We start from the raw sequence: 20392 nt of genomic DNA, 5'->3' as shown, positions 1-20392 counted from the left end.
TACACTAAACCATACGCCATTAGGTTTACCGAAGGCGCATGCGTTGACCATTTAACCGAACTGCGTTAGATTAACCGATGTGACTTGAGGCACATCGATTCAGTGTCCACTCGAAAACTGCTGCTGGTGAACATCACCCGAGCGCACAAGCCAAGTCACACCCGCAACCACCCCTTCCGACTAAGGAACACGATGGCTTCAGCACGCGAACTGATCGATGCGTCTCCACTCAGCAGACTCCAAATACGGGTAATCCTTCTGTGCACGCTGGTCAACATGGCCGAGGGATACGACATCCTTTCGATGTCACTCGCCATACTGCCGATCACGGACGACTGGGGAATATCCGGCACCCAGTCCGGCATGCTTTTCAGCGCCGGCCTCATCGGCATGGCGGTCGGCTCGATCGCCTTGGGACCGGTCGGCGACCGATACGGGCGCCGCCCCCTGCTGATCGGTTCGCTGGTCGTCATCACAGTCGGTCTTCTACTGTCCGCAGCGAGCGGCGACGTCACACAACTTGCGCTTGCGCGTCTGCTGGCCGGCGTCGGTATGGGCGGCATCATCCCGAGTTCGCCGATCATCGTCGGCGAGTACGCACCTGCACGCAAGCGCTCGACGCTCATCGCGCTGTTCGCGATCGGCATTCCACTCGGGGGTGTACTCGGCGGCGCCGGAGCAGCGGTGCTGATGTCGACGTACGGCTGGCACTCCGCATTCCTGCTCGGCGCGGTCGTCACGGCAATAATGGCGGGTGTGGCCTATTTCGGAATCCCAGAATCGCCGGACTTCCTCGCCGCCAAGGGAACCGAGTCGTCGCGAAAGAAGCTGGACGAACTGATTTCCAAGATGAAACTGACCGGAGTCCCGGCCACGGGTAATCACACGACACCTGTGCGGCGGTCACCGAACGTCTCCGGATCGGCTCACCTGAAGTCCTGGGCCCTGGCGACGACATGCATCGTCTTCGGCCTGGTCAACATCGCATACTTCTTCGGCAATACCTGGACACCGAAACTTCTCAAGCTTGCCGGCATGTCCAACAACGCCGGAATCAGTGGTGGACTGATGTTCTCGCTCGGCGGCGCGCTCGGAACGCTGGTCTTCGCCGGCCTGGCCCTTCGATTCGCCTCGATGTGGATCACCATGGGCTTCATCCTCGCCGGCTCGCTACTGTTCGGCGTCCTCGCTCTGGTCTCGACTCAACTCAGCCCCGCGCTGGTGGCGTCAGCTCTGCTCGGGCTGTGTATGACCGCGGCCTACACCGGCCTGTATGTCATGGTGCCGATCCTCTTCCGCCCCGAAGCACGTGTCTCCGCTCTCGGAATCGCAGCGGGACTCGGCCGCATCGGAAGTATCGTGACGCCGTTGGGGATCGGTCTACTCGTCGACCGATCCTGGACGACGGAATCCATCTTCTTCCTCTTCGTCGTACCGACCCTGCTCGCCGCCGCAACGATCGCATACGCGCAGGTTCGCAATACCAAGGAATCAGTCGCCCTTGCCGTCGACGGCGAAAAGGCATCTGTACCTGCCGCTTGATCAGATCGAGTTATCCACCTGGTCGGCGTGAAGAACCCCGTAGAGGAAACTTCGCATCATCTGTTCGTACAACTGCCTGGGCGTACGTTGATTCGACTTCAGCGCGGCGTCGAGAACCGGATGGGCAATTCGATCTACGTTGGCAAAAACGGCGGAACGCTTGGCCTCGGGCCTCATCGCCTCAGTGAGGGTGACACCCAAGGTCAGCTTCTCGAGGCCGTCGAGGATCTGAACATGCAGCCGCACAGGAACTCCCGAACCCTCGAGGTAATCTGCTGCAGCCTCGAACATGTCAGTCACGAGGTCTCGCGGAAGAAACTGCAACATCACAGGCGCGGCATTGCGGTGACGCAGAATCACATCCCGAAAGTTCAAGCCGTACGCGACAACCCAGTCCTGCCAATCACCTGACGCGGGCTGACGCGGAATCCTGGTCTCGAACACGATTGCTCGCGCAACCTCCGTCAAAATCTCGTTCTTGTCGGAGAAATGGTGATACAACGACGGAGCTTTGACGTCGAGGTACTTAGCCAGACGCGGAAGGCTGAAAGCGTCCAAGCCCTCGGCATCGATAATCGAGATTGCTGCGGCAACTGCGGTGGTTCGGCTGATCAACGGTTTCGACGGTCGAGCCATGTCGCTCTTCACTCCTGATTTGCTCGGCGTCCGAAGATCGTACAAGCACCGATCGGAAGGTCAGGACAAGCGCATCGAACCCGTGTCGATGTACCGCTGATGGAACGAGAATGCCTCGCCCAGGATGTGCGGCGTCTGCCCCGCGCCCGGCTGAGCGTCGGCGCGAGCGATGTAATCGCGGAGCAGTGGCCGGAACTCCGGGTGAGCACAGTTGTCGACGATCAGGCGCGCGCGTCGCCGCGGAGACAGACCGCGCAGATCGGCCAACCCCTGCTCGGTGACCATCACCTGCGTGTCGTGCTCGGTGTGGTCGACGTGCGGAACCATCGGCACGATCGCCGAGATCTCACCGCCGCGGGCCGTCGACGGGCTCAGGAACATGGACACGTAGCCGTTGCGGGCGAAGTCCCCCGAGCCGCCGATTCCGTTCATAATCTTCGTCCCCATGACGTGCGTCGAGTTCACGTTGCCGTAGATGTCGGCCTCCAGCATGCCGTTCATGGCGATGATTCCGAGTCTGCGCACCACCTCTGGGTGGTTGCTGATTTCCTGCGGACGGAGCGTGATGTGGTTGCGGTAGAAGTCGATGTTCGCGGTCAGTTCTTCGATGCCCTCGTCGGTGAGCGCCAAAGCCGTCGACGACGCATGCGCGACGGTTCCGTCCTTGATCAGCTTGAGCATCCCGTCCTGGATGACCTCGGAGTAGCAGGTCAGGCCGCGGTACGGCCCCCGATCGAGACCGCCGAGCACCGCGTTGGCAACATTGCCGATGCCTGCCTGCAGCGGAAGCAAGGTATCCGCCGGCATCCGTCCGGCGCGCACCTCGAAGTCGAAGAATTCCAGGACGTGGCCGGCGATCGCCTCACTGACGGCGTCGGGTGCAGTGAGAGGGCTCGCGCTGTCTCGGCAGTCGGTCTCGACAACGGCCACAACCTTCGCGGGATCCACTCGGAATGTCGTCTGGCCGATCCGGTCTTCGACGCGGGTGATCTCGAGAGGCTTGCGATGCGGCGGCAACGCGGTGCCGTAGTAGACGTCGTGGATGCCTTCCATCGCCTCGGGCACCCAGGAGTTGACTTCGAGAATGACCTTGTCTGCGACGTCGAGCCACGTCTTGTTGTTGCCGATCGACGCGGAGGGAATCAGTTCACCTGATTCGGTGATACCGGCGACTTCGACGACCGCGACGTCGACGTTGCCGTAGTAGCCCTCCCACACCTGCTGAGCAACGTGGGAGAGATGGATGTCGACGTAGTCCATGCGACCGTCGTTGATGCGGCGACGCGCGGTGGCCTCGGACTGATACGGCATACGCAGCGCGATTCCGTCGACCTCGGCGAGCAGCCTTTCGGTCTCGGTGGACACCGACGCGCCGGTCAGGAGATTGATCGTGAAGTTCGATCCGTTGCCCCTGGTGTGGTGAATGCGCTCGGCCAGCGCCGGAATGATGACCTTGGGAGTACCGGCACTTGCGAAACCGCTGATCGCGACCGTGTCGCCGGGGTGAATGAACTTCACAGCGTCGGACGCGGCCATCACCTTCGACGCAAAGGCTGTGGCGCGAATGCGGCTGGAGGTGGCTTTGTGTCCGGTTTCACCGAAGGTTGAACTCACGACACCAGGATAAACAGGGCACGTCGAAGCGATTTACGGGGATAACCCAGACAGAATCGCTCCGACGTGCTAGGGGCTCGGGTCAGCTGACGACGCCGTAGGCGCCCTCGCCGACCAGGCTCGCAATTCGATATTTCTGAATCTTGCCCGAGCCGGTCAGAGGAAATGCTTCTGCACTGAACCACTCCTTGGGTGCTTTGTGGCGTGCCAGTCGCTCGGTGCAGAACTCGACCAGTTCGGCTGCGGTCGGCTGGTCGGACTCGTCTTTCCACCTGATGACGGCAACCACCCGCTCGCCCCATACCTCGTCAGGCACACCCACGACCGCTACATCGAGGATCTTCGGATGTGTGAAGATCACGGACTCGACCTCTCGCGGATAGATGTTCTCCCCGCCGCGGATGATCATGTCCTTGAGCCGGCCGGTCACCCGGACGTATCCACGCTGATCCATCGTCCCCAAGTCGCCGGTATGTAACCAACCGTCCTTGTCCACGGTGGCGGCCGAAGCCTCCGGGTTGCGGAAGTATTCGGTCATGACGAGGTACCCGCGCGCGCAGATCTCACCTTGTTCGCCGAGTGGCACGCTGTCCCCGGTCACCACGTCGGAGATCTTCACCTCGACCTGCGGCAACGCGAGACCGACCGTCTCCGATTTGTCTTCGGGGGTGTCGGCGGGGCTGGTCTGCGTGATCACGGGGCTCGCCTCGGTTTGCCCGTAGACGATGCTGAACCCCGCACCGAAGGCCGATTCCACCGTGCTCACGAGTTCGGGCGGGACCGACGACCCACCCGACACGACCACCGAACAGGTCGAGAAATCGCGGCTCGCGAAGCTGGCGTCGTTGATCATCGCGATCAGCATCGTCGGGACTCCACTGACCACGTCGGCCCGAAAGCGTTCCGCCGCATCGAGAACCGCAGTCGGATCGAAATACTGGATCAGACCGATGGACATTCTTCGCTGCGCGGCACCGAGAACCAGGATGCCGCACCCGGCAGTGTGAAACAGCGGCATCGCCGACACCACCGACCCCCGTTCGGGGAATTGACCTCTCCGACTGACGAAATCGGCATTGTTGACCAGTCCTCGGTGATGCAGCAGCGCACCTTTGGGAACTCCGGTGGTTCCCGACGTGTACTGGATCTGCGCATTGTCGTCAGGAGAGACTTCGGGCAGTGCGCCCCGTTCGCCCGCCCAACCTCGAACCTGACGATCCCAATCCTCGAAGTTCACTGCCAGAACTTCTGCTCCCGCAATCGAAATCGCCTCGGATGCCACCGCCGCCATGTCACCGCCGCGAAACTTTCCGGTGTGGAACAACCCGCGGGACTGGGACTGCGACAAGACGTACGCCAACTCCTCGGCGCCCAACGCCGGATTGGCAGTCACCAGAACCATTCCGGCGAGCGCGGCGCCGTACTGCAGAATCATCCACTCCGGAATGTTCGGAGCCCAGACCGTTATCCGGTCGCCGCGGTCGAACTGCGACAAGAGGTAGTGCGCGCACCCCTCCGCTTCACCCAGGAGTTCCGCAAAGGTCCAGGTGCGATCCGTCTCGGAGGCACCGGACAACGAATGCGATTGCGCCGGAACTACTTCTCGGATAGCAACCAGGTTCGGCGAGTCCGCGGCGCACTCTCGGAGCAGCCCGCCGACCGTTTGTTCCACTATCGGGTCCGACACGTCCGCGGGGAAGTACGACGTTTCGAGAACACTGCTCATCTCACATCCACTTTCTATCGTGAAGGGGTGTCGGATTCGGGGAGCGGCCCGCCTCCGTCTGGAATCTTGCGGCCGGAATCGCGGTACTGCACCGCGGCGTGAAATCCGTCGCGTTCGGCAAAATCCTTGAACCAGCGCCCTTCCGGCGAGTGACGCGTAATTCCGTCGAACAGGGTTGCCAGCACCTGGGTGCCCTGCAACCCCATGTTGTCGTACGCCTGATTGATCATCATCTTCTGCATTGCCAATTGATTGAGCGGGACACCGGCGATGCGATCCGCCAACGCCTCCACCGCAGCGTCCAGTTCGTCGGCCGGCACCGATTCGAGCGCCAATCCCCAATCGGCGGCGGTGACACCGTCAATGGTGTCTCCCGTCAACAACATTCGCTTGGCGCGTTGCGCCCCGAGGCGGTACACCCACATAGCTGTGGTCGGGCAACCCCAGACGCGAGCAGGCGGGTATCCGATGCGGGCGTCGTCAGCCATGATCAGCATGTCGCAGGACAGCGCAATATCGCTTCCGCCTGCGACTGCATGACCCTGAACTTTGCAGATGGTCGGCTTGAGCGATCGCCAGAGGGTGAAGAAGTCATCGGTGTTCTGCTTCATGCCCCGAAAGTCCTTGATGGGGTCCCACACCGGGCCTTGATTCCACTTTCCGTCGAGATCTCCTTCGGCGAACTTCTTGAGGTCGTACCCGGCGCAAAACGCCTTGCCTGCGCCTTGCAAGATGATCACGCGAACGTCGTCGTCGTCATTGGCCGCCGCAACTGCATTTCGGATGTCCGACGGCATCCGATCGTCGATTGCGTTGAGCCGATCGGGGCGGTTCAGGGTGATGTACGCCTTACCACCAGAGGTCTCGTATTTCAGGGTCGCAAAATCTGTCATCATCGGTCCTGTCGATCGAGCGCATCTCGAACGAAACGAGTTGCGCTAGTTCTGGGTGAGCAGCAGGCGAACGACGCCCGCCCATTGACTGATCGAACGACGCGCAGAGGCATCGCTCTTGTGTACCGCCCGGGACAACGCCAAACCACGGAGCATCAGCACGGTTAGATCTGCAATTTGCGAATAGTTCTCGGAAGCAACAATTTCAGGCCCGAACGCATCATGGACAACTCGCTGCAAATCCCGCCCGGCGACGCGCTCCGATTCGCGGAGAACCTCCGCCAACACCGGATCCGTCCGAGCCGCCGACCACAGTTCGAGTTCCGCTTGGAACGGCGGCTGAGTCAACGCCGAATACAAAGCGGAGATCGAGTTCTCGATCGTATCCACCGACGGGTCTTGTCGAGACATCGCCGACCTCACCGCCGCTTCGTTCCGCACGACGATGTTCGACACCAACGCGGCAGTGAGCTCCTGCATATTCGGAAAGTGGTGCAGGAGAGCACCCCGACTGACTCCGGCAGCCGTTTGAACCGACTGCGTCGTCAACGACGAATACCCGTCCGCTATCAGTAAATCCGTTGCCGCATCGAGAATCCGGTGGCGCGTGGCTTCGCGCTGCGCGTCACGCAGGGTCACGGTCACACCTCCAGCCTCTCGAGTGGCATGGCTCACAGTTTCACAGTCCATTCAGACTGTCAATGGTCGAAGACCTCCGGCGTACCCTCGATCCACCGGCCCTCGGACTGATCGGAGCAACAAGTGAGGACCTCACCGCCGACCGTCTCGCTGACGCTCGATCAACTTGCCTCACGCGCCGCGTCACTGATTACCGACAACAGCCGATACATCCTAGGCATCGCGGGAGCCCCTGGAGCCGGGAAATCGACGGCTTCACAGGCAATTGCGCAGAAACTGGACTCACTCTGCACCGTCGTCGAGATGGACGGCTTTCACCTTGCCAATCGGGAACTCGACCGACTCGGCAGGCGTGGACAAAAAGGCGCTCCGGAAACTTTCGACGCCGACGGATACGCGGCGCTTCTACACCGCCTCCGATCGGCAGACTCCATTGTGTACGCGCCCGTCTTCGATCGCGAGATCGACGAATCAATCGGTAGCGCAACCGCTGTCGAGCCTCGAACACCGTTGATCGTCACCGAGGGAAACTACCTCCTCCTACCAAACGGCAGCTGGCCACAAGTACGAGCGGCGATCGACACCGTCTGGTACCTCGAGGTTCCGGAGGCCACACGCACGCAGCGGTTGGTGAAACGCCACAGCCGCTTCGGGAGGAGTTCCGAAGCGGCCGCGGACTGGGTGAGATGGGTGGATCAACCGAACGCCGACATGATCGCAGCGGCCAGGTCGCGTGCGGATCTGATCGTCGAGATCCGCACGTGACTGCCGAGGTTGGCAGCTCCCCACACTCACCCGTCATCCAACTGAACGGCGAAGACTACGGTAGTTTGGATTAAAAACCCTGGTCAAGTCGATTTCAGATCTCCATACATACGTACGTATGGATCCTCTTTCGCCATCATCCTCGGGGCAACAAACTCTACCGCTGGTCGTCGCCGTCAGTTTGTCTCCTCAGTGAAACTCGACAGTTGCGCAGCAAACAGATTCAGTACGTTTGCGGTTATTCGTTCGGTGAAAGGATCCCGGTGAATCAGTCCACTGACCCACTCGGTCGTCCCGGCATTGAAAACGGTTCCGAGACCGCGCTGATGTGTCGCCACCATTCCCGAACCGTATTCGAACTCGCGCAGATGCTCGGGGAGTTCTCTCCCATAGGCACTTTCGAAGATTCCCGACAACTCGGCGAAGGGCGCACCAATCGGAACGGTGCCGTTCCAGTTGTCCCGTGACCCCGAAACTGCCGGCGCCATTGCGATGATTTCCAGATCCTCTGGTGCACCGTCGACACCGGTGGCGTACGGCAGACCCTTCCTGAACGTGTAGTCCGCACCGTCCATTGCGAAGGCGGCAATACAGACCGGCGCGATTCCGAAGTTGTCACCGTAATACAGGTCGGTTCCGTTCAATGCCCAATGATCGGGCCGGTATACGGTAAAGCCGCCGGATGACCTCGGAGTTGTTGCACCGTAACGGTTGTACACCCCCGCCATCGCGGTCAAACCCATCGTCCACGCGCCCGGCCGAGCAATCTCGGGGGAATCCCATGCCGTGGTGACGCGGGTGGGGTCTACTTCTCGTATGGGATCGTCGAAGGGGTTCTTGTAACAAATCTGCGCGTCACCTTCGATGCGTACCTGCCACAGGAAGTTCCCGCCGAATCGCGCCAGGCCGCCTCCTCCTTCGACAAATGCGTCGAGACGATCACGCATTTCCCACGACCAGTACTCGTCGTGACCGACGACGACTGCACACGAATATCCGCGCAGCGCTGAAGGATCCTCATGTAGGTCGTGCTGGGTGATGTGGTGTACGAGAAACGCTTGCTCCTCCGCCCACACCGTGAACGGGCGTTCGTACGTCGCCCAGAATGCGTCGGCGTGATGGCGCGAGTATCCGTTCACCCAGGCCCATTCGTACGGCGGGTGCCGCGGAACCCATCCGATTCCCGGCATATCGGTGTGAATGTTTCGCGCTGCACCTTCGGGTTTGCGCAACATCCCGCGCGCGATGGGACGCTGCGTCGACGAAATCGGTGTCGCCACGTCGCCGAAACCGTCCGGGGCACCACGGAAATTGTTGGCTCCGCCCCAGTCGTTGTAGGCCAACATCGTGCTCGTGGTGTGGATGAGGACCATGTCAGCGTGCTCGGGTTCACGTGCCTTGACAATGAAGAAGCCCTCACGTTCGACGACCACACCTTCGTGGCGCATTCGAACCAGGATCAGGTACATCCCCGAAGCCCAATTCGGTGCAACGGTGAAGGCAACGGATTCCGACCAATCACACCCGGTCGCATAGGCGTCGTCGGGCGTCGACTGTTGTTTTCCTGGTAGCCCGATGTACTTGACGATGCTCTGTGGGCGCGCGCCGTCACGGACCACCTCGATGTCGTATTCGTCAGCGGTGGTGTGGACCCGCACCGAGACGGTGTCGCCGGCGAAGTAGGAGAACTTGTCTGTGTAGACCCAGATCTCAGGTGCACCCGGAATCAATCCCGGCCGTTCGACCAAACCACCAGTGGCCGACCACGCGGCAGCAGCACCCGCGCGACGTGGACGGGTTTTCTCTCTCATGGGGTAACTCCGTGGATCGTCGTATTTAGGCGCATGGACTGGGAATGAGGGTGCCCGAGGTCGACCGAATTTCACTCGAAGTTGTCCCGGTGTTCTACGAGAGTGCCGAAACGTTTCGGCATAGTCAATAGCTCTGATGAAACGATTCGGCGAAATTTCTCCGACTGAACAATCGTCCGCCAGGTTCCCCCTGCCGAAACGATTGGGCGTTACTCTTGAGTAGAAACCGCCCAGCAACTAGAGGACGCGACCCCGATGATCACGCCGAACGTCCCGACGCTTCGCGATGTCGCGACAGCCGCCGGCGTCGCCGTGTCCACAGTTTCCTACGCACTCAACGGCAAGGGCAGAGTCGACTCTGCCACCCGGGCGCGTGTTCAAGAGGTTGCGGATCGCTTGGGTTACCGAGCCAATCGGTCGGCACAAAACCTTCGCTCGGGTCGAACCGCCACCCTCGGGTTGATGCTCCCGGCTCCGGACGAGCCTTCCTCGGCCGAGTACCTCAACTTCGACTGGTACGGCCGTGTGGCGACCGCCGCCACACAGGCAGCGTTCCACGCCGATCACTCACTCCTGCTGTTGCCGTCGATGAAGGACCCGAACGGACTGCGTCGCATCGAGATGGACGGTGTGATCGTCGTCGACCCGATGATGCACGACCCTCGCGTCGACATCTTGAAGAAACTCGGAATACCTTCTGTCGTAGTGGGTCCCGGCAACCCTGAGCAATTCGGATGGAGTATTTCGCCGGATCTCTTCGCCACGACCGAAACGCTCTTGAACCACCTCACCGAACAGGGCGCAACGGATATCCTTGTCCTCAATCCCGGAATGGATTCGGCATGGACTCGCGCAACGACCATCGCTTACCTCGAATGGTGCCGCATCCACGGCGTGTCGCCCCGAGCCACGGACGACCTGGCGTCGTTCGAGGGCGTCAATTCCGTCGAACAACTCGTCTCCGCGGCATACGGGGCGACTCACAAAGCACTGACATCCGAGAATCCCCCTGACGCGATCCTCTCGGTCATCCTCGGTTGCGCCCCCGCCGCTGCACGAGCGGCGCTCGATCTCGGCCTGTCAATTCCCGGAAGTATCTTGATCGCCCAGGACAGTGACGAGCCCGCTCTACTGATCTCCGATCCCCCGATCACCGCCGTCGACTTCTTCCCCGAAGAACAAGCAGCTTTGGCGGTGGATGCACTGCTCGCCCTGATCGACGGTGACGAACCCTCTGCGCCGACCCACACCCGTAGCGAACTACGAATACGAGCAAGCACCGCAAATTCGCTCACCCCATGAATTCACTCGGCACCGATAGACTGATTTCCTGACAATCGTCCGTCGCAGACCGAGAGGAATCAAGCCATCGCGCACCGCTCCCGCGACCGCTTGGCCAGGTACCTCGCCGTAGCGCTCGTCTGCATCTTCACGCTCGTGATCTCGGTCGCCAGCGCCACCGGTCTCGACCGCGATGTCCCTGCGGTACGCATCGCTTACGCCGCTGCCGCAGATACTTTCGGCGATCTGTATCTTCCACCCGGATCGGACGGCGACCTGCCAGTCGTCGTATTGATCCACGGCGGCGGCTGGGCGCAGAAGAGCAATCTGGAGTACGCGGGTGCGTGGGCAAAAACGCTGACCCCCTACGGAATTGCGGTCTGGAACATCGAATACAGACGTATAGGTGGGCAGGGCGGTTGGCCGACTACTCTCTCCGATACCGTTGCGGCGACCAACGCGCTTGCCGGCATCGTTCAGGAAAAGGCCTCCGGGCGACTGGATTTGGGTCGCGTGCACATCGCCGGATACTCCGCGGGCGGACAACTGGCCGCGTGGGTCGCGTCGCGACCACAACAGGACACGGATGCTCCCGCGCCTGACCTCACCGTGCCGATTCGTTCGGCGACGATCATGGCCGGCGTCTTCGACATGACACTCGCCGCAACCGCGGGCAAAGATCGATTTGTTCGAAATCTTCTGGGCGGCATGCCGGTCGATCACCCTGACCGTTACCGCATCGCGTCACCGATCGAACATCTCCCCACCGGGCTCCCCGTCACGGCGATCCACGGACTCGGCGACAAGGTCGTGTCGGTCGAACAGAGCCGGCGCTATGCCCGTGCCGCACGAGCAGCAGGCGACGTGGTCGATCTGATCGAACTTCCCGGCGTCGGCCACGGCGACTTCGGAAACCCGACAACCAACGCCTGGGCTATCACCAAGCAAGCAATAATCGATCACGTAAACACTCCTTGAGCAGGTGAAACCGCCTACTGTGAGCATGATCGCCCGCAAAAGGATTAGCTGAAACCAACTCCATGACGTACGGTGGGGTTATCAGAGGGCAGCCGTCAGTCAGGCAGCCGGTCGCTTCGCCCGGAACGACAGTTCCAATATTCGTTCCAGGGGCAGACTTCCAGTTCGGTGCAAATCCGCGCCTTTGATCACTACGCACTTTCATCAGTCCCGCAGATTGTTGACCAGGCCGAAGGCTCCGACAGAGTCCGCCGCCAATCGCGTACCGACTGCACCAGTATCAACATGCGCTACACACCGCACGGGCCCAAAACCCATGTGGTTCAAAGGAATACCTTGTACAACACCATGATTCACCCCGACGACACGAACAACCAGACGAACAGTGTCCCGACAAACGGACTACGGATCCCGACCAATTCGGGCCGTCTCCGCGAACGGGCTCTCGAAATTGTCTGCACGCTCTACCGCTGCAGCACCGACGAAGCCGCCGACCTGCTGGTACGACATTCTCAGACCAACAACCTCAAGGTCACCAGCCTGATCAAGGCGCTTGTCGCCTTGATCGACGAGGACACCTCCGGCACCGGCTACGGCAACAACAACGCGCTGGCGTCTCACTTCTGGCTTCGCGAGATCAGGAATCTCAGCCAGGCCCACCGACGCAGCGATCACTTTCACCGCCATCTCGTCGGCGCGTAACAGTCGCTGAACGACAACTGACCTGAAACGACAGCTGGGGCAGTACACGGAAATCGTGTACTGCCCCAGCTTCGTGTTTTCAGTTGTCAGGCGGAAGCCGATTCTCGGCAGTCAGGCGGAAGCCGATTCTCGGCAGTCAGGCGGAGGCCGATTCCTTGTTGAGGTCCTGCCGCACACCGTCGGTGTCGGTCGCCTCGTCCACGTGCTGCGGAGCGAAGAGCAGGCAGACGATGCTCAGGATGCACATGCCGATCAGCAGTGCGATGACCGGCCAGATGCTGCCGGTTGCCTTGTACATCAGCGTCGAGACCAGCGGAGACAATCCGCCGAAGATCGCGCCGGCACCCTGGTACGCCAACGAGATACTTGTGTAACGAGCCTGCGGCTTGAACATCTGCGAGAGAACGGCGGCGATCGGACCATACGTGGCAGCAAGCACCAGTCGCATGACCGCAAACGTCAGGAAGATCAGGAACACGGATCCGGACTTCAGCACCAGGAACTGCGGCGCTGCGAGTATTGCGACCGCAGCAAGACCCCAGATGACCACGCGGACGCGCCCCACCTTGTCGCCGAGCCACGCAACTCCCAGGGTCGCGATCAACTCGACCACTGCAGCGACACTGAGCGCGTTGAGAATCAGCGTCTCCGACAAGCCGACGTCGGGGTCGGTTGCGTATGCCGTGATGAAGGTCGTCACGAGGTAGTAGCCGCCGACTGCGACCGGCAGAATGCCGATACCGAGGATGATCGGACGCCAGTTGGTCACCAGCGCGTACTTGAGCGGCAGCATCTCCGGAACGTCCGCGGACTTCACCTCGGACTCGAAGACCGGGGACTCCTCGACCTTCAGGCGAACGACCAAGCCGACCAGAATCAGCAGTGCCGAGCAGAGGAACGGCAGACGCCAAGCCCACTCGCGCAGAGCGTCGTCGCCGAAGGTGGAGAGAATGCTGAAGAAACCGGTGGCAAGAAGGGCGCCGGCCGGGTTGCCCAGCTGAGCGAATCCGCCGTAGAAGGTCTTCTTGTCCTCGGGAGCATGCTCGACGGCCATCAGGACTGCGCCACCCCATTCGCCGCCAACGGCGAAGCCCTGGACGAAGCGGAGCACGACCAGCAGCAGCGGCGCCCAGAACCCGATCGACGCGTACGTGGGCAACATGCCGATGAGGAATGTTCCTGCACCCATCAGCGTCAGGGTCACAACAAGGGCGGTGCGTCGGCCCATCTTGTCACCGACATGGCCGAACACGATTCCACCAAGGGGGCGGGCGAAAAACCCGACGGCATACGTCGCGAACGCCGCCGCAACGCCGGTCAGGCGATCGGTTCCGGGCGGGAAGAAGATGTCACCGAACACCAGGGCGGCTGCCGTGGCATAGACGTAGAAGTCGTACCACTCGATGGTTGTACCGACGAAGGCTGCAAATCCCGCCTTGCGGGCCTTCACGATCTGTTGCTCTCGGTTCATTACTTTTCCTCGGTGGTCGAAGTGCTCGACAATAGGTGGTTATAACCTGAATGTGCGAGTTCGCCGTCGATCCAGGTCTCCCGGACCTCGATCTGCGCAATCGCGTCGGCCGGAACCTCGAGGAGATCCGCGCCCAGAATCACGAAGTCGGCCCGCTTGCCGACCGAGATGCTGCCAAGTTCCGCTTCACGACCCAGCGCACGCGCGCCGTTGAGCGTGTGAGCCTGCAGTGCCTGGTCGGCGGAGATGCGGAGTGCATCGGAGCCGAGCTGATGGCCCTGACGCGTCACACGAGTGACGGCCGCCTGAATGGCCTCGAGCGGCTTGGGCTCTGCGACCGGGGCGTCGGAGCTGATGGTCACGGGAACCTCGGCAGCGATGAACTCCCCGAGCGGGTTGAACCGCTCGCCCGGAGTGCCGATCGCCGCGGTGACGCCCTCACCCCAGTTGTAGTAGTGCTGCGGCTGGTTCACCGGGTAGACACCGGCCAGGTTCATCCGGGCGATCTGCTCGGCCGTCGGGAGTCCGCAGTGCTCGATGCGGTGACGCGCGTCGGCGTCGGGGTGAGCCTTCTGCGCTGCTTCGATGGCGTCGAGCACCATGTCGATGGCGGTCGGCGACTGTGCGTGCGTGGCGGTCTGCAGACCCACGGAGTGTGCCTTGGCAATGAGCTCCGAGTAGTCCGCCGGCTCATGGTAGAGCTGCCCGGTGCGGCACGGGTCGCCCACGTAGCCGTCGGGGAAGTATGCGGTCCAGCCGCCGAGAGTGCCGTCGGCGTAGAACTTGATGCCGCCGAACGCGAGCCGCGAATTGCCGAAAGCGCCATGCATTCCCGTGTCGATGACGTGATCGAGGAGATGGCTGAGCATGTACATGCTGACGCGCGTCTTGAGCTGATCCTGCTCGGCCAGTCGCAGGTACATGTCGAATTCACGACGCGTCACCTGGCAGTCGCCGATGGTGGTGACGCCGCCGGCCAGGAACTTGTCCTGAGCGACCGACAGCTGGCGAAGGTGCTCTTCCGGCTCGTCCTCGAGATGGAAGTTGGGTCCGTGATGGCCGACCTTCACACCGTTGACACCGGTGAGGATGTTGCACGCGGCGTCGGACAGCTCGCCCGTCAACTCGCCGTCTGCGTCTCGGAAGAACTCGCCACCGGCCGGGTTCTCAGTGCTCGCATCGATGCCGTGCTTGTCGAAAGTGAAGGAGTTGACGACGCCGCCGTGACCGCTCGCGTTCATGAGGTAGACCTCGCGATCGGTGGCCACCTGATCGAGCTCTGCCTTGAGCGGATGACGCCCTTCGATCAGGTTGCGGTGCTCATAGCCGTATCCGCGAATCGGGACACCTGCAGGAGCTGTGAGTGCCGCTTCCTGAAGCAGGGCAATGATTCCGGGAATCGAGTGGGCCTTCTCCGGCCCGCAGTCCACCCAGCTGAGCATCTGTCCGTACATCAACGGGTGTGCGTGCGGATCGACGAATCCGGGGACGACGGTGGCGCCGTCGAGTTCGACCACCGCGGTCGTGCGAGTGCTCAGGCGTCGCGCCTCCGTGCGGCATTCCTCGAGTGTCCCCACCGCGGCAAAGCGGTTTCCGAACACCAGGAACGCTTCGGCTCCCGCCGTGCTGTGGTCAACGGTGTGGATCTTGGCGCCGGTGAAGATCGTGGCGGTGGCGTCGAGCGGCGAGGCTTCGTGCGTGTGCAACTTGCGCATGGTGGTCCTTCGTCGAGATGGTGGTGCAGGTCACTGCGTGTTGAGCGAAAACTACGCCCTGACCTGGAGCTATGCAATGCATCAAAGTTTCAGACCAGGTGGTACACAACTTTTTTGTACGAGTTTTCGAGCATTTCTGCACTTATCCACATCATCTATGCCCACATGCGACTGTTCTAATAGGAAGCTCATACAGAAAAATCTCTGGAAAAGTTGGGGCATCCATGACGGTCGATCTCGATTCCAAGCTCATAGCTGCTCTTCAACGCAATGGGCGAGCGACGTACCGCGAACTGTCCGTGGCGGTCGATGCCCCACGCGCGGCAGTGTCCACCAGGGTGCAGGCACTACTCGACTCGGGAACGGTGTCCGTGGTTGCCGTCGCACACCCCGAACTTCTCGGCCTGAAGGCACTCGCACACGTGTCGATCGCCGTGTCCGGACCGATGACCCCGGTACTGGACGCGTTGATCGAATCCGAGGCTGCGGTCTACATCTCGGCAGTCAGCGGGCAGTACAACGTGATCGCGGAACTTCGGGTGCCCAGCCACGACGATCTGTACCGCGCCATCGCCGAACTCCGCTCACAGCGTGGCGTCAGATCCGTGAGCACGCTGGTCTACGTCGACGTCATCAAGGGAATTTTCATGCCCGAAACCGCTTTACAAGCCGACATCCGACTCGATTCGACGGACGTCACCTTGATCGAACTGCTCGAACGCAACGGGCGCATGCCATTTCTCGAGCTGGCCGAACACACCGGCCTGTCGCCGAGCGCTGTGCGCAATCGCGTCAATCACCTGATCGCGAGCACGGCACTGCGCGTCGGCGCTGTCGTCAAGCGGCGAGGTGGTGGCCGGACGCTGGCGATGGGCATCGGCGTCAATCTGGGCTCACGGGACGACAACGCGGTATCGGAGATCGAGTCCCTGCCCGGAATCGAATTCCTCGCGCGGACCCTGGGACGGTACGACGTGATCGCGACGGTCGCCGCCAACTCGTCCAACGACCTCCATGCCCTGTCCGAGCGAATCCGGGGCATCGACGGTGTCAGCGGCTTGGAATCGTGGGCGCATCTCGAGGTTTTCAAGGAGCACTACGCCCGCAGCCTGGACGTACGCGGATAATTCCCAAGTCATTGACCCACTCGTGAGAGCACGCTAACCTCGGACAAAGTCATTGACTCACTTACCCGAGGTGGCACACATGTCCGACTCCGGACGCAAGGTAGACATCGTCGCTGCGGCGATCGAGGAGGCGATATCGATCGGCCGATGGTCCGTCGGATCAAAACTCCCGCCGGAGACCGCACTGGTCGAGGAATTGGGAGTCGCCCGAAACACCATGCGCGAAGCGGTACGGGCGCTTGCACACGCCGGAGTTCTGTCCGTTCGTCACGGTGGCGGCGTGTACGTCATGGCGGCGTCGCCGGTCGAAGGACTACTCGGGCGCAGGCTCGCCAGAGGTGACGTTCTCGACGTACTGAGCCTGCGACGCGGACTCGAGGTCGAAGCCGCGCGACTTGCAGCGCAGCGCCACACCCCCGAAGATCTCGCGCGGATACATGCAGCCTGGAATGCCCACCCCGGTCACGTCGGCGGCTTCACTGCCGAAGCCGGCATGGCCCTGCACCTTTCGATCGTCGAGGCGTCCCACAATTCCGCACTGATCGACGTCTACCGGGGAGTCCTTGCCGCCGTGACGGATTCGCTGTCCGCCGTCAGTGTCGGTCCAGGTTTCCACGTCGACGAGCACCGACCCTTGATCGCAGCCATCGAGGAACGCAACCCCGACGAAGCAGCGCGCGCAGCGGGCGCAGCGCTCGACACGGTCATCGACGCAGTCGAAAGGAGCTTGGCGTGAATCAGGGAAACTGGAATGGTACGACGTATTCGCCTCTTGCCGAGCAACTCTCACCGGCATCGACGGAGGCACTGCGCTCGATCGGGCATGTGAGCACGGTGTACGACGTCTGCGCCGGAACCGGGAACTTTGCGCTCCCGGCGGCTCAGTCAGGCATGACGGTCCACGCACTCGACCTCTCCGCCAGCCAGCTCGAGGTCGCACGCGAACGCTGGATTCCCCACCCCGGCACTACCCAACCCACCTTCACGATCGGCGATGCGCAGTCTTTACCCTGGCCGAATTCGAGTGCCGACGCCTGCGTCAGCATCTTCGGGATCATCTTCTGCCCCGACCCCTCGATTGCCCTCGCAGAGATGATGCGGGTGACCCGGCCAGGCGGAAAGATCTGCGTCGCGACGTGGTCGGAGAACGGGTGGGCAGCAGCACTCCGCAGAGAGGCCGCCTCGGCGTGGAATGGCATCACACCACTACCGACGACATGGTCGAGCTCGAGCGAATTCGAGAAGGCAGCAGCTGGATTGGAGTCGGTGAGCTCGGCCTCCCACCTGCTCGAGTGGCAACTACCAGCCGGATCGGATCCCGTCGAGGAACTGTGCGACCAGGCACCGGCGTTGAAGAACTTTCGCGAGGCCGTTCGAAGCACCGGGAATTGGGCTTCGATGTCAGCGCACCTCCGCTCGACGCTCGAGCCCTATCTCAGGTCGAGCGCGGCCGGCCCCGTCGCCACCAGCGAATACATCCTCCACGTTGGCACTGTCCCGAACTCTGACACCGCGTTCTTCCGAACGCGCGGGTAACCCTCTTTGCCGGATACGGTCTCTTCACCGTCCACCGACCCGAAGAGGCCCGCTCGATGTCCGAATCGAACTCCCTGCCCGAATTGAAGCAAGCATCGCAGCAAGCATCGAAACAAACGTTGTCCATGACCGTCCTCATGACGCCGGACATGTCCAATTTTTCGGGCAACGTTCACGGCGGAACGATTCTGAAGTTTCTCGACCAGGTCGCCTATGCGTGCGCGAGTCGATACGCCCAGACGTACGTCGTGACCCTGTCGGTGGATCGTGTGGTGTTCCGCGAACCGGTGCATGTCGGAGAACTCGTCACGTTCAGCGCTTCCGTCAATTACACCGGGCGCACCTCGATGGAAATCGGAATACGCGTCGAAACCGAAGACATTCTTCTCGGAAAATCTCGACACACCAATAGTTGCTACTTCACGATGGTCGCAATGGGCAGCGACGGAAAACCGGCCGAGGTAGCCCAACTCCGGCCGACCGGAACAATCGCGAGGCAGCGATTCGAGGCCGGTCGTCGGCGTCGTGAACTGCGCAGAGAGAACGAGCTTCGTGAACAGTCCATCCGGGCTGCAGTTCGGGACTTAACGCCCGAACACGATGACTAAATCCAGTAAAAATTTAAGTTATAACCTTATGCATTAAACTGATCGAGTGACTTCGAAGGCACGGGAAAACTATGACGTTGTGATTGTCGGCGCGAGCATCGCGGGATGCGCGGCCGCAATCATGTACGCCCAGCAGGGTCTGCGGATAGCGCTTCTCGACGCTCGCTCCGACATCCGGGCGCACAAAGTCCTGTGCACTCACCACCTACAACCCTGCGGTGCCCCGATCTTGCAACGACTCGGCGCCACGGAAAAACTGCTCGCCCTGGGAATGGTGGAAACCGTTCCGAAATTCTGGACCCCGTGGGGAATGATCACCCCTGATGCTGCAGAGAACTCACCGCCGCCTGGATTCAACGTCCGAAGGGAAACTCTCGACCCCCTCCTGCGCCAACTCGCGAACGACTACCAGAACGTCGACCTTCTTCTCGGACATCGTGTTTCCGGACTACTGACCAAGAACGGCACTACTGCAGGCGTCTACGGCACCGAACAGGGTTCGGCCTTCACTGTCGAAGCACGATTGACCGTCGGAGCAGACGGCAAGGATTCGACCGTCGCACGATCCGCGCGTTGCGACTCGGTGAGTGCGTCCAACGGGCGCTTCAGCTACTTCGCTCAACTCTACGGACTCGAACGACCCGACGGAGAATCTTCATTGTCGTGGTTCATGGATCCCGACGTCGCCTATCTGCTCCCCAACGACGGCGGAATCAGCGTGCTGGTCGTCTTCCCTGCCCTCGACAAGCTCGGCCCGTTCACTGACGACCTGTCTACTGCTTTCCTCGCGTACGCCAACGCATTACCCGGCGCTCCGCCAGTTCGCCGAGAGCACATCTTCGGGAAGATCGTTGGTACCAAACACTTCTCCACAACCCTCACCGACCCGGTAGGTAACGGGTTCGCACTCATCGGCGACGCCGCGGCAACCAACGACCCGTTATGGGGCATCGGATGCTCGTGGGCACTGGAGACCGCTCAGATGCTGGTCGACGCGACCGCCCAAATGCTGACGGAGACGACGTCACACACACTCGACTCGCATCGGAACGTGAATGCTGCCTTGACCGAATACCGCAGTGCCAGAGCGAGTATGACGAAACACATCGATTACATGAGCGGTTACGCCGGAGGGCGAAAGTTCACCGCGATCGAACGTCTGCTCATCTCCGCGGCCACCCATGACCACGACGAAGCCCAAAGGTTCTACTTGTTCGGTTCCCGGTTGATACCCGCCGAGCAGTATCTCTCGACTCGCTCGGTCGCGCGGGCAGCACAAAAACATCTCAGACACCGTCTGCGTCGTAGATCTGTGGCCGGGACGTAATCTGCCAAGCGTTTTTTCGGC

18 protein-coding genes are annotated in these 20392 nt (G+C 61.3%); 10 read left to right on the top strand and 8 right to left on the bottom strand.

Going from position 1 to position 20392, the window contains the following annotated elements; translation table 11 throughout:
- Positions 1 to 192: 192 nt before the first annotated feature.
- A complete protein-coding gene (locus R4P70_RS01850) occupies positions 193 to 1542 on the top strand; it encodes an MFS transporter (RefSeq protein ID WP_020971159.1) in 1350 nt (449 codons plus the stop codon).
- On the opposite strand, the gene R4P70_RS01845 is transcribed toward R4P70_RS01850, so the two are convergent.
- From R4P70_RS01845 to R4P70_RS01825, 5 genes are all read right to left on the bottom strand, one after another.
- Positions 1543 to 2178, bottom strand: a complete 636-nt coding sequence (locus R4P70_RS01845) for a TetR/AcrR family transcriptional regulator (RefSeq protein ID WP_031333860.1) — start codon at positions 2176 to 2178, stop codon at positions 1543 to 1545.
- Positions 2179 to 2238: 60 nt separating this feature from the next.
- Positions 2239 to 3792 (bottom strand): acetyl-CoA hydrolase/transferase family protein, encoded by a 1554-nt coding sequence (locus R4P70_RS01840; protein ID WP_317830301.1) that lies wholly within the window; start codon positions 3790 to 3792, stop codon positions 2239 to 2241.
- Positions 3793 to 3874: 82 nt separating this feature from the next.
- Positions 3875 to 5518: an AMP-binding protein gene (locus R4P70_RS01835; RefSeq protein WP_182261546.1), complete on the bottom strand. Its 1644-nt coding sequence runs from the start codon at positions 5516 to 5518 to the stop codon at positions 3875 to 3877.
- Positions 5519 to 5532: 14 nt separating this feature from the next.
- Positions 5533 to 6411 carry a crotonase/enoyl-CoA hydratase family protein gene (locus R4P70_RS01830; RefSeq protein ID WP_020971163.1) on the bottom strand — a complete coding sequence of 293 codons (879 nt, stop codon included), beginning with the start codon at positions 6409 to 6411 and terminating at the stop codon, positions 5533 to 5535.
- A 45-nt stretch (positions 6412 to 6456) separates the two neighbouring features.
- Positions 6457 to 7056, bottom strand: a complete 600-nt coding sequence (locus R4P70_RS01825; protein ID WP_021331692.1) for a TetR/AcrR family transcriptional regulator — start codon at positions 7054 to 7056, stop codon at positions 6457 to 6459.
- A gap of 117 nt (positions 7057 to 7173) precedes the next feature.
- On the opposite strand from R4P70_RS01825, the gene R4P70_RS01820 reads away from it, so the two are divergent.
- The gene (locus R4P70_RS01820; RefSeq protein WP_317830300.1) at positions 7174 to 7815 is read left to right on the top strand and encodes a nucleoside/nucleotide kinase family protein; all 642 of its coding nucleotides are present in this window, start codon (positions 7174 to 7176) and stop codon (positions 7813 to 7815) included.
- Positions 7816 to 7991: 176 nt separating this feature from the next.
- On the opposite strand, the gene R4P70_RS01815 is transcribed toward R4P70_RS01820, so the two are convergent.
- Positions 7992 to 9626, bottom strand: a complete 1635-nt coding sequence (locus R4P70_RS01815) for a N,N-dimethylformamidase beta subunit family domain-containing protein (RefSeq protein ID WP_317830299.1) — start codon at positions 9624 to 9626, stop codon at positions 7992 to 7994.
- A 255-nt stretch (positions 9627 to 9881) separates the two neighbouring features.
- Here R4P70_RS01815 and R4P70_RS01810 point away from each other — a divergent pair, with 255 nt between their 5' ends.
- The 3 genes from R4P70_RS01810 (at position 9882) to R4P70_RS01800 (ending at position 12587) form a co-directional block, all read left to right on the top strand.
- Positions 9882 to 10928: a LacI family DNA-binding transcriptional regulator gene (locus tag R4P70_RS01810; RefSeq protein WP_070385036.1), complete on the top strand. Its 1047-nt coding sequence runs from the start codon at positions 9882 to 9884 to the stop codon at positions 10926 to 10928.
- Positions 10929 to 11018: 90 nt separating this feature from the next.
- Entirely contained in the window at positions 11019 to 11885 is an 867-nt protein-coding gene (locus R4P70_RS01805; RefSeq protein WP_080910325.1) for an alpha/beta hydrolase family protein, read from the top strand.
- Positions 11886 to 12221: 336 nt separating this feature from the next.
- Positions 12222 to 12587 carry an ANTAR domain-containing protein gene (locus tag R4P70_RS01800; protein WP_047888277.1) on the top strand — a complete coding sequence of 122 codons (366 nt, stop codon included), beginning with the start codon at positions 12222 to 12224 and terminating at the stop codon, positions 12585 to 12587.
- A gap of 136 nt (positions 12588 to 12723) precedes the next feature.
- Here the strand turns inward: R4P70_RS01800 and R4P70_RS01795 are convergent, their stop codons facing one another.
- Both R4P70_RS01795 and R4P70_RS01790 read right to left on the bottom strand, forming a co-directional pair.
- On the bottom strand, positions 12724 to 14058 hold the full coding sequence (locus R4P70_RS01795; protein WP_020909524.1) for an MFS transporter: 1335 nt from the start codon (positions 14056 to 14058) through the stop codon (positions 12724 to 12726).
- On the bottom strand, positions 14058 to 15773 hold the full coding sequence (locus R4P70_RS01790) for an amidohydrolase (RefSeq protein ID WP_317830297.1): 1716 nt from the start codon (positions 15771 to 15773) through the stop codon (positions 14058 to 14060). Before R4P70_RS01790 ends, R4P70_RS01795 begins: the two co-directional genes overlap by 1 nt.
- A 224-nt stretch (positions 15774 to 15997) precedes the next feature.
- Here R4P70_RS01790 and R4P70_RS01785 point away from each other — a divergent pair, with 224 nt between their 5' ends.
- The 5 genes from R4P70_RS01785 to R4P70_RS01765 all read left to right on the top strand — a co-directional run bounded on the left by R4P70_RS01785 (position 15998) and on the right by R4P70_RS01765 (position 20371).
- Positions 15998 to 16900, top strand: coding sequence for an Lrp/AsnC family transcriptional regulator (locus R4P70_RS01785; protein ID WP_020971171.1), 903 nt, complete (start codon positions 15998 to 16000; stop codon positions 16898 to 16900).
- A 79-nt stretch (positions 16901 to 16979) separates the two neighbouring features.
- Positions 16980 to 17636: a FadR/GntR family transcriptional regulator gene (locus R4P70_RS01780; protein ID WP_317830296.1), complete on the top strand. Its 657-nt coding sequence runs from the start codon at positions 16980 to 16982 to the stop codon at positions 17634 to 17636.
- On the top strand, positions 17633 to 18436 hold the full coding sequence (locus tag R4P70_RS01775) for a class I SAM-dependent methyltransferase (RefSeq protein ID WP_317830295.1): 804 nt from the start codon (positions 17633 to 17635) through the stop codon (positions 18434 to 18436). The genes R4P70_RS01780 and R4P70_RS01775 overlap by 4 nt, the downstream gene beginning before the upstream one ends.
- A gap of 125 nt (positions 18437 to 18561) precedes the next feature.
- A complete protein-coding gene (locus tag R4P70_RS01770; protein WP_166655080.1) occupies positions 18562 to 19044 on the top strand; it encodes a hotdog domain-containing protein in 483 nt (160 codons plus the stop codon).
- 46 nt (positions 19045 to 19090) lie between these two features.
- Positions 19091 to 20371 (top strand): NAD(P)/FAD-dependent oxidoreductase, encoded by a 1281-nt coding sequence (locus R4P70_RS01765; protein ID WP_283307919.1) that lies wholly within the window; start codon positions 19091 to 19093, stop codon positions 20369 to 20371.
- Positions 20372 to 20392: the final 21 nt, after the last annotated feature.

It is taken from the genome of Rhodococcus sp. IEGM 1241 (genome assembly GCF_033142365.1).
Lineage (GTDB): Bacteria > Actinomycetota > Actinomycetes > Mycobacteriales > Mycobacteriaceae > Rhodococcus_F > Rhodococcus_F erythropolis.
This window is presented reverse-complemented; position numbering and strand designations above follow the sequence as displayed.

Bases quoted from the DNA above. Each gene is read 5' to 3' on its own strand.
- R4P70_RS01850 (WP_020971159.1), top strand. From the start codon at position 193: ATGGCTTCAGCACGCGAACTGATCGATGCGTCTCCACTCAGCAGACTC.
- R4P70_RS01845 (WP_031333860.1), bottom strand. From the start codon at position 2,178: ATGGCTCGACCGTCGAAACCGTTGATCAGCCGAACCACCGCAGTTGCC.
- R4P70_RS01835 (WP_182261546.1), bottom strand. From the start codon at position 5,518: ATGAGCAGTGTTCTCGAAACGTCGTACTTCCCCGCGGACGTGTCGGAC.
- R4P70_RS01830 (WP_020971163.1), bottom strand. From the start codon at position 6,411: ATGACAGATTTTGCGACCCTGAAATACGAGACCTCTGGTGGTAAGGCG.
- R4P70_RS01815 (WP_317830299.1), bottom strand. From the start codon at position 9,626: ATGAGAGAGAAAACCCGTCCACGTCGCGCGGGTGCTGCTGCCGCGTGG.
- R4P70_RS01810 (WP_070385036.1), top strand. From the start codon at position 9,882: ATGATCACGCCGAACGTCCCGACGCTTCGCGATGTCGCGACAGCCGCC.
- R4P70_RS01795 (WP_020909524.1), bottom strand. From the start codon at position 14,058: ATGAACCGAGAGCAACAGATCGTGAAGGCCCGCAAGGCGGGATTTGCA.
- R4P70_RS01790 (WP_317830297.1), bottom strand. From the start codon at position 15,773: ATGCGCAAGTTGCACACGCACGAAGCCTCGCCGCTCGACGCCACCGCC.
- R4P70_RS01785 (WP_020971171.1), top strand. From the start codon at position 15,998: ATGACGGTCGATCTCGATTCCAAGCTCATAGCTGCTCTTCAACGCAAT.
- R4P70_RS01780 (WP_317830296.1), top strand. From the start codon at position 16,980: ATGTCCGACTCCGGACGCAAGGTAGACATCGTCGCTGCGGCGATCGAG.
- R4P70_RS01770 (WP_166655080.1), top strand. From the start codon at position 18,562: ATGACCGTCCTCATGACGCCGGACATGTCCAATTTTTCGGGCAACGTT.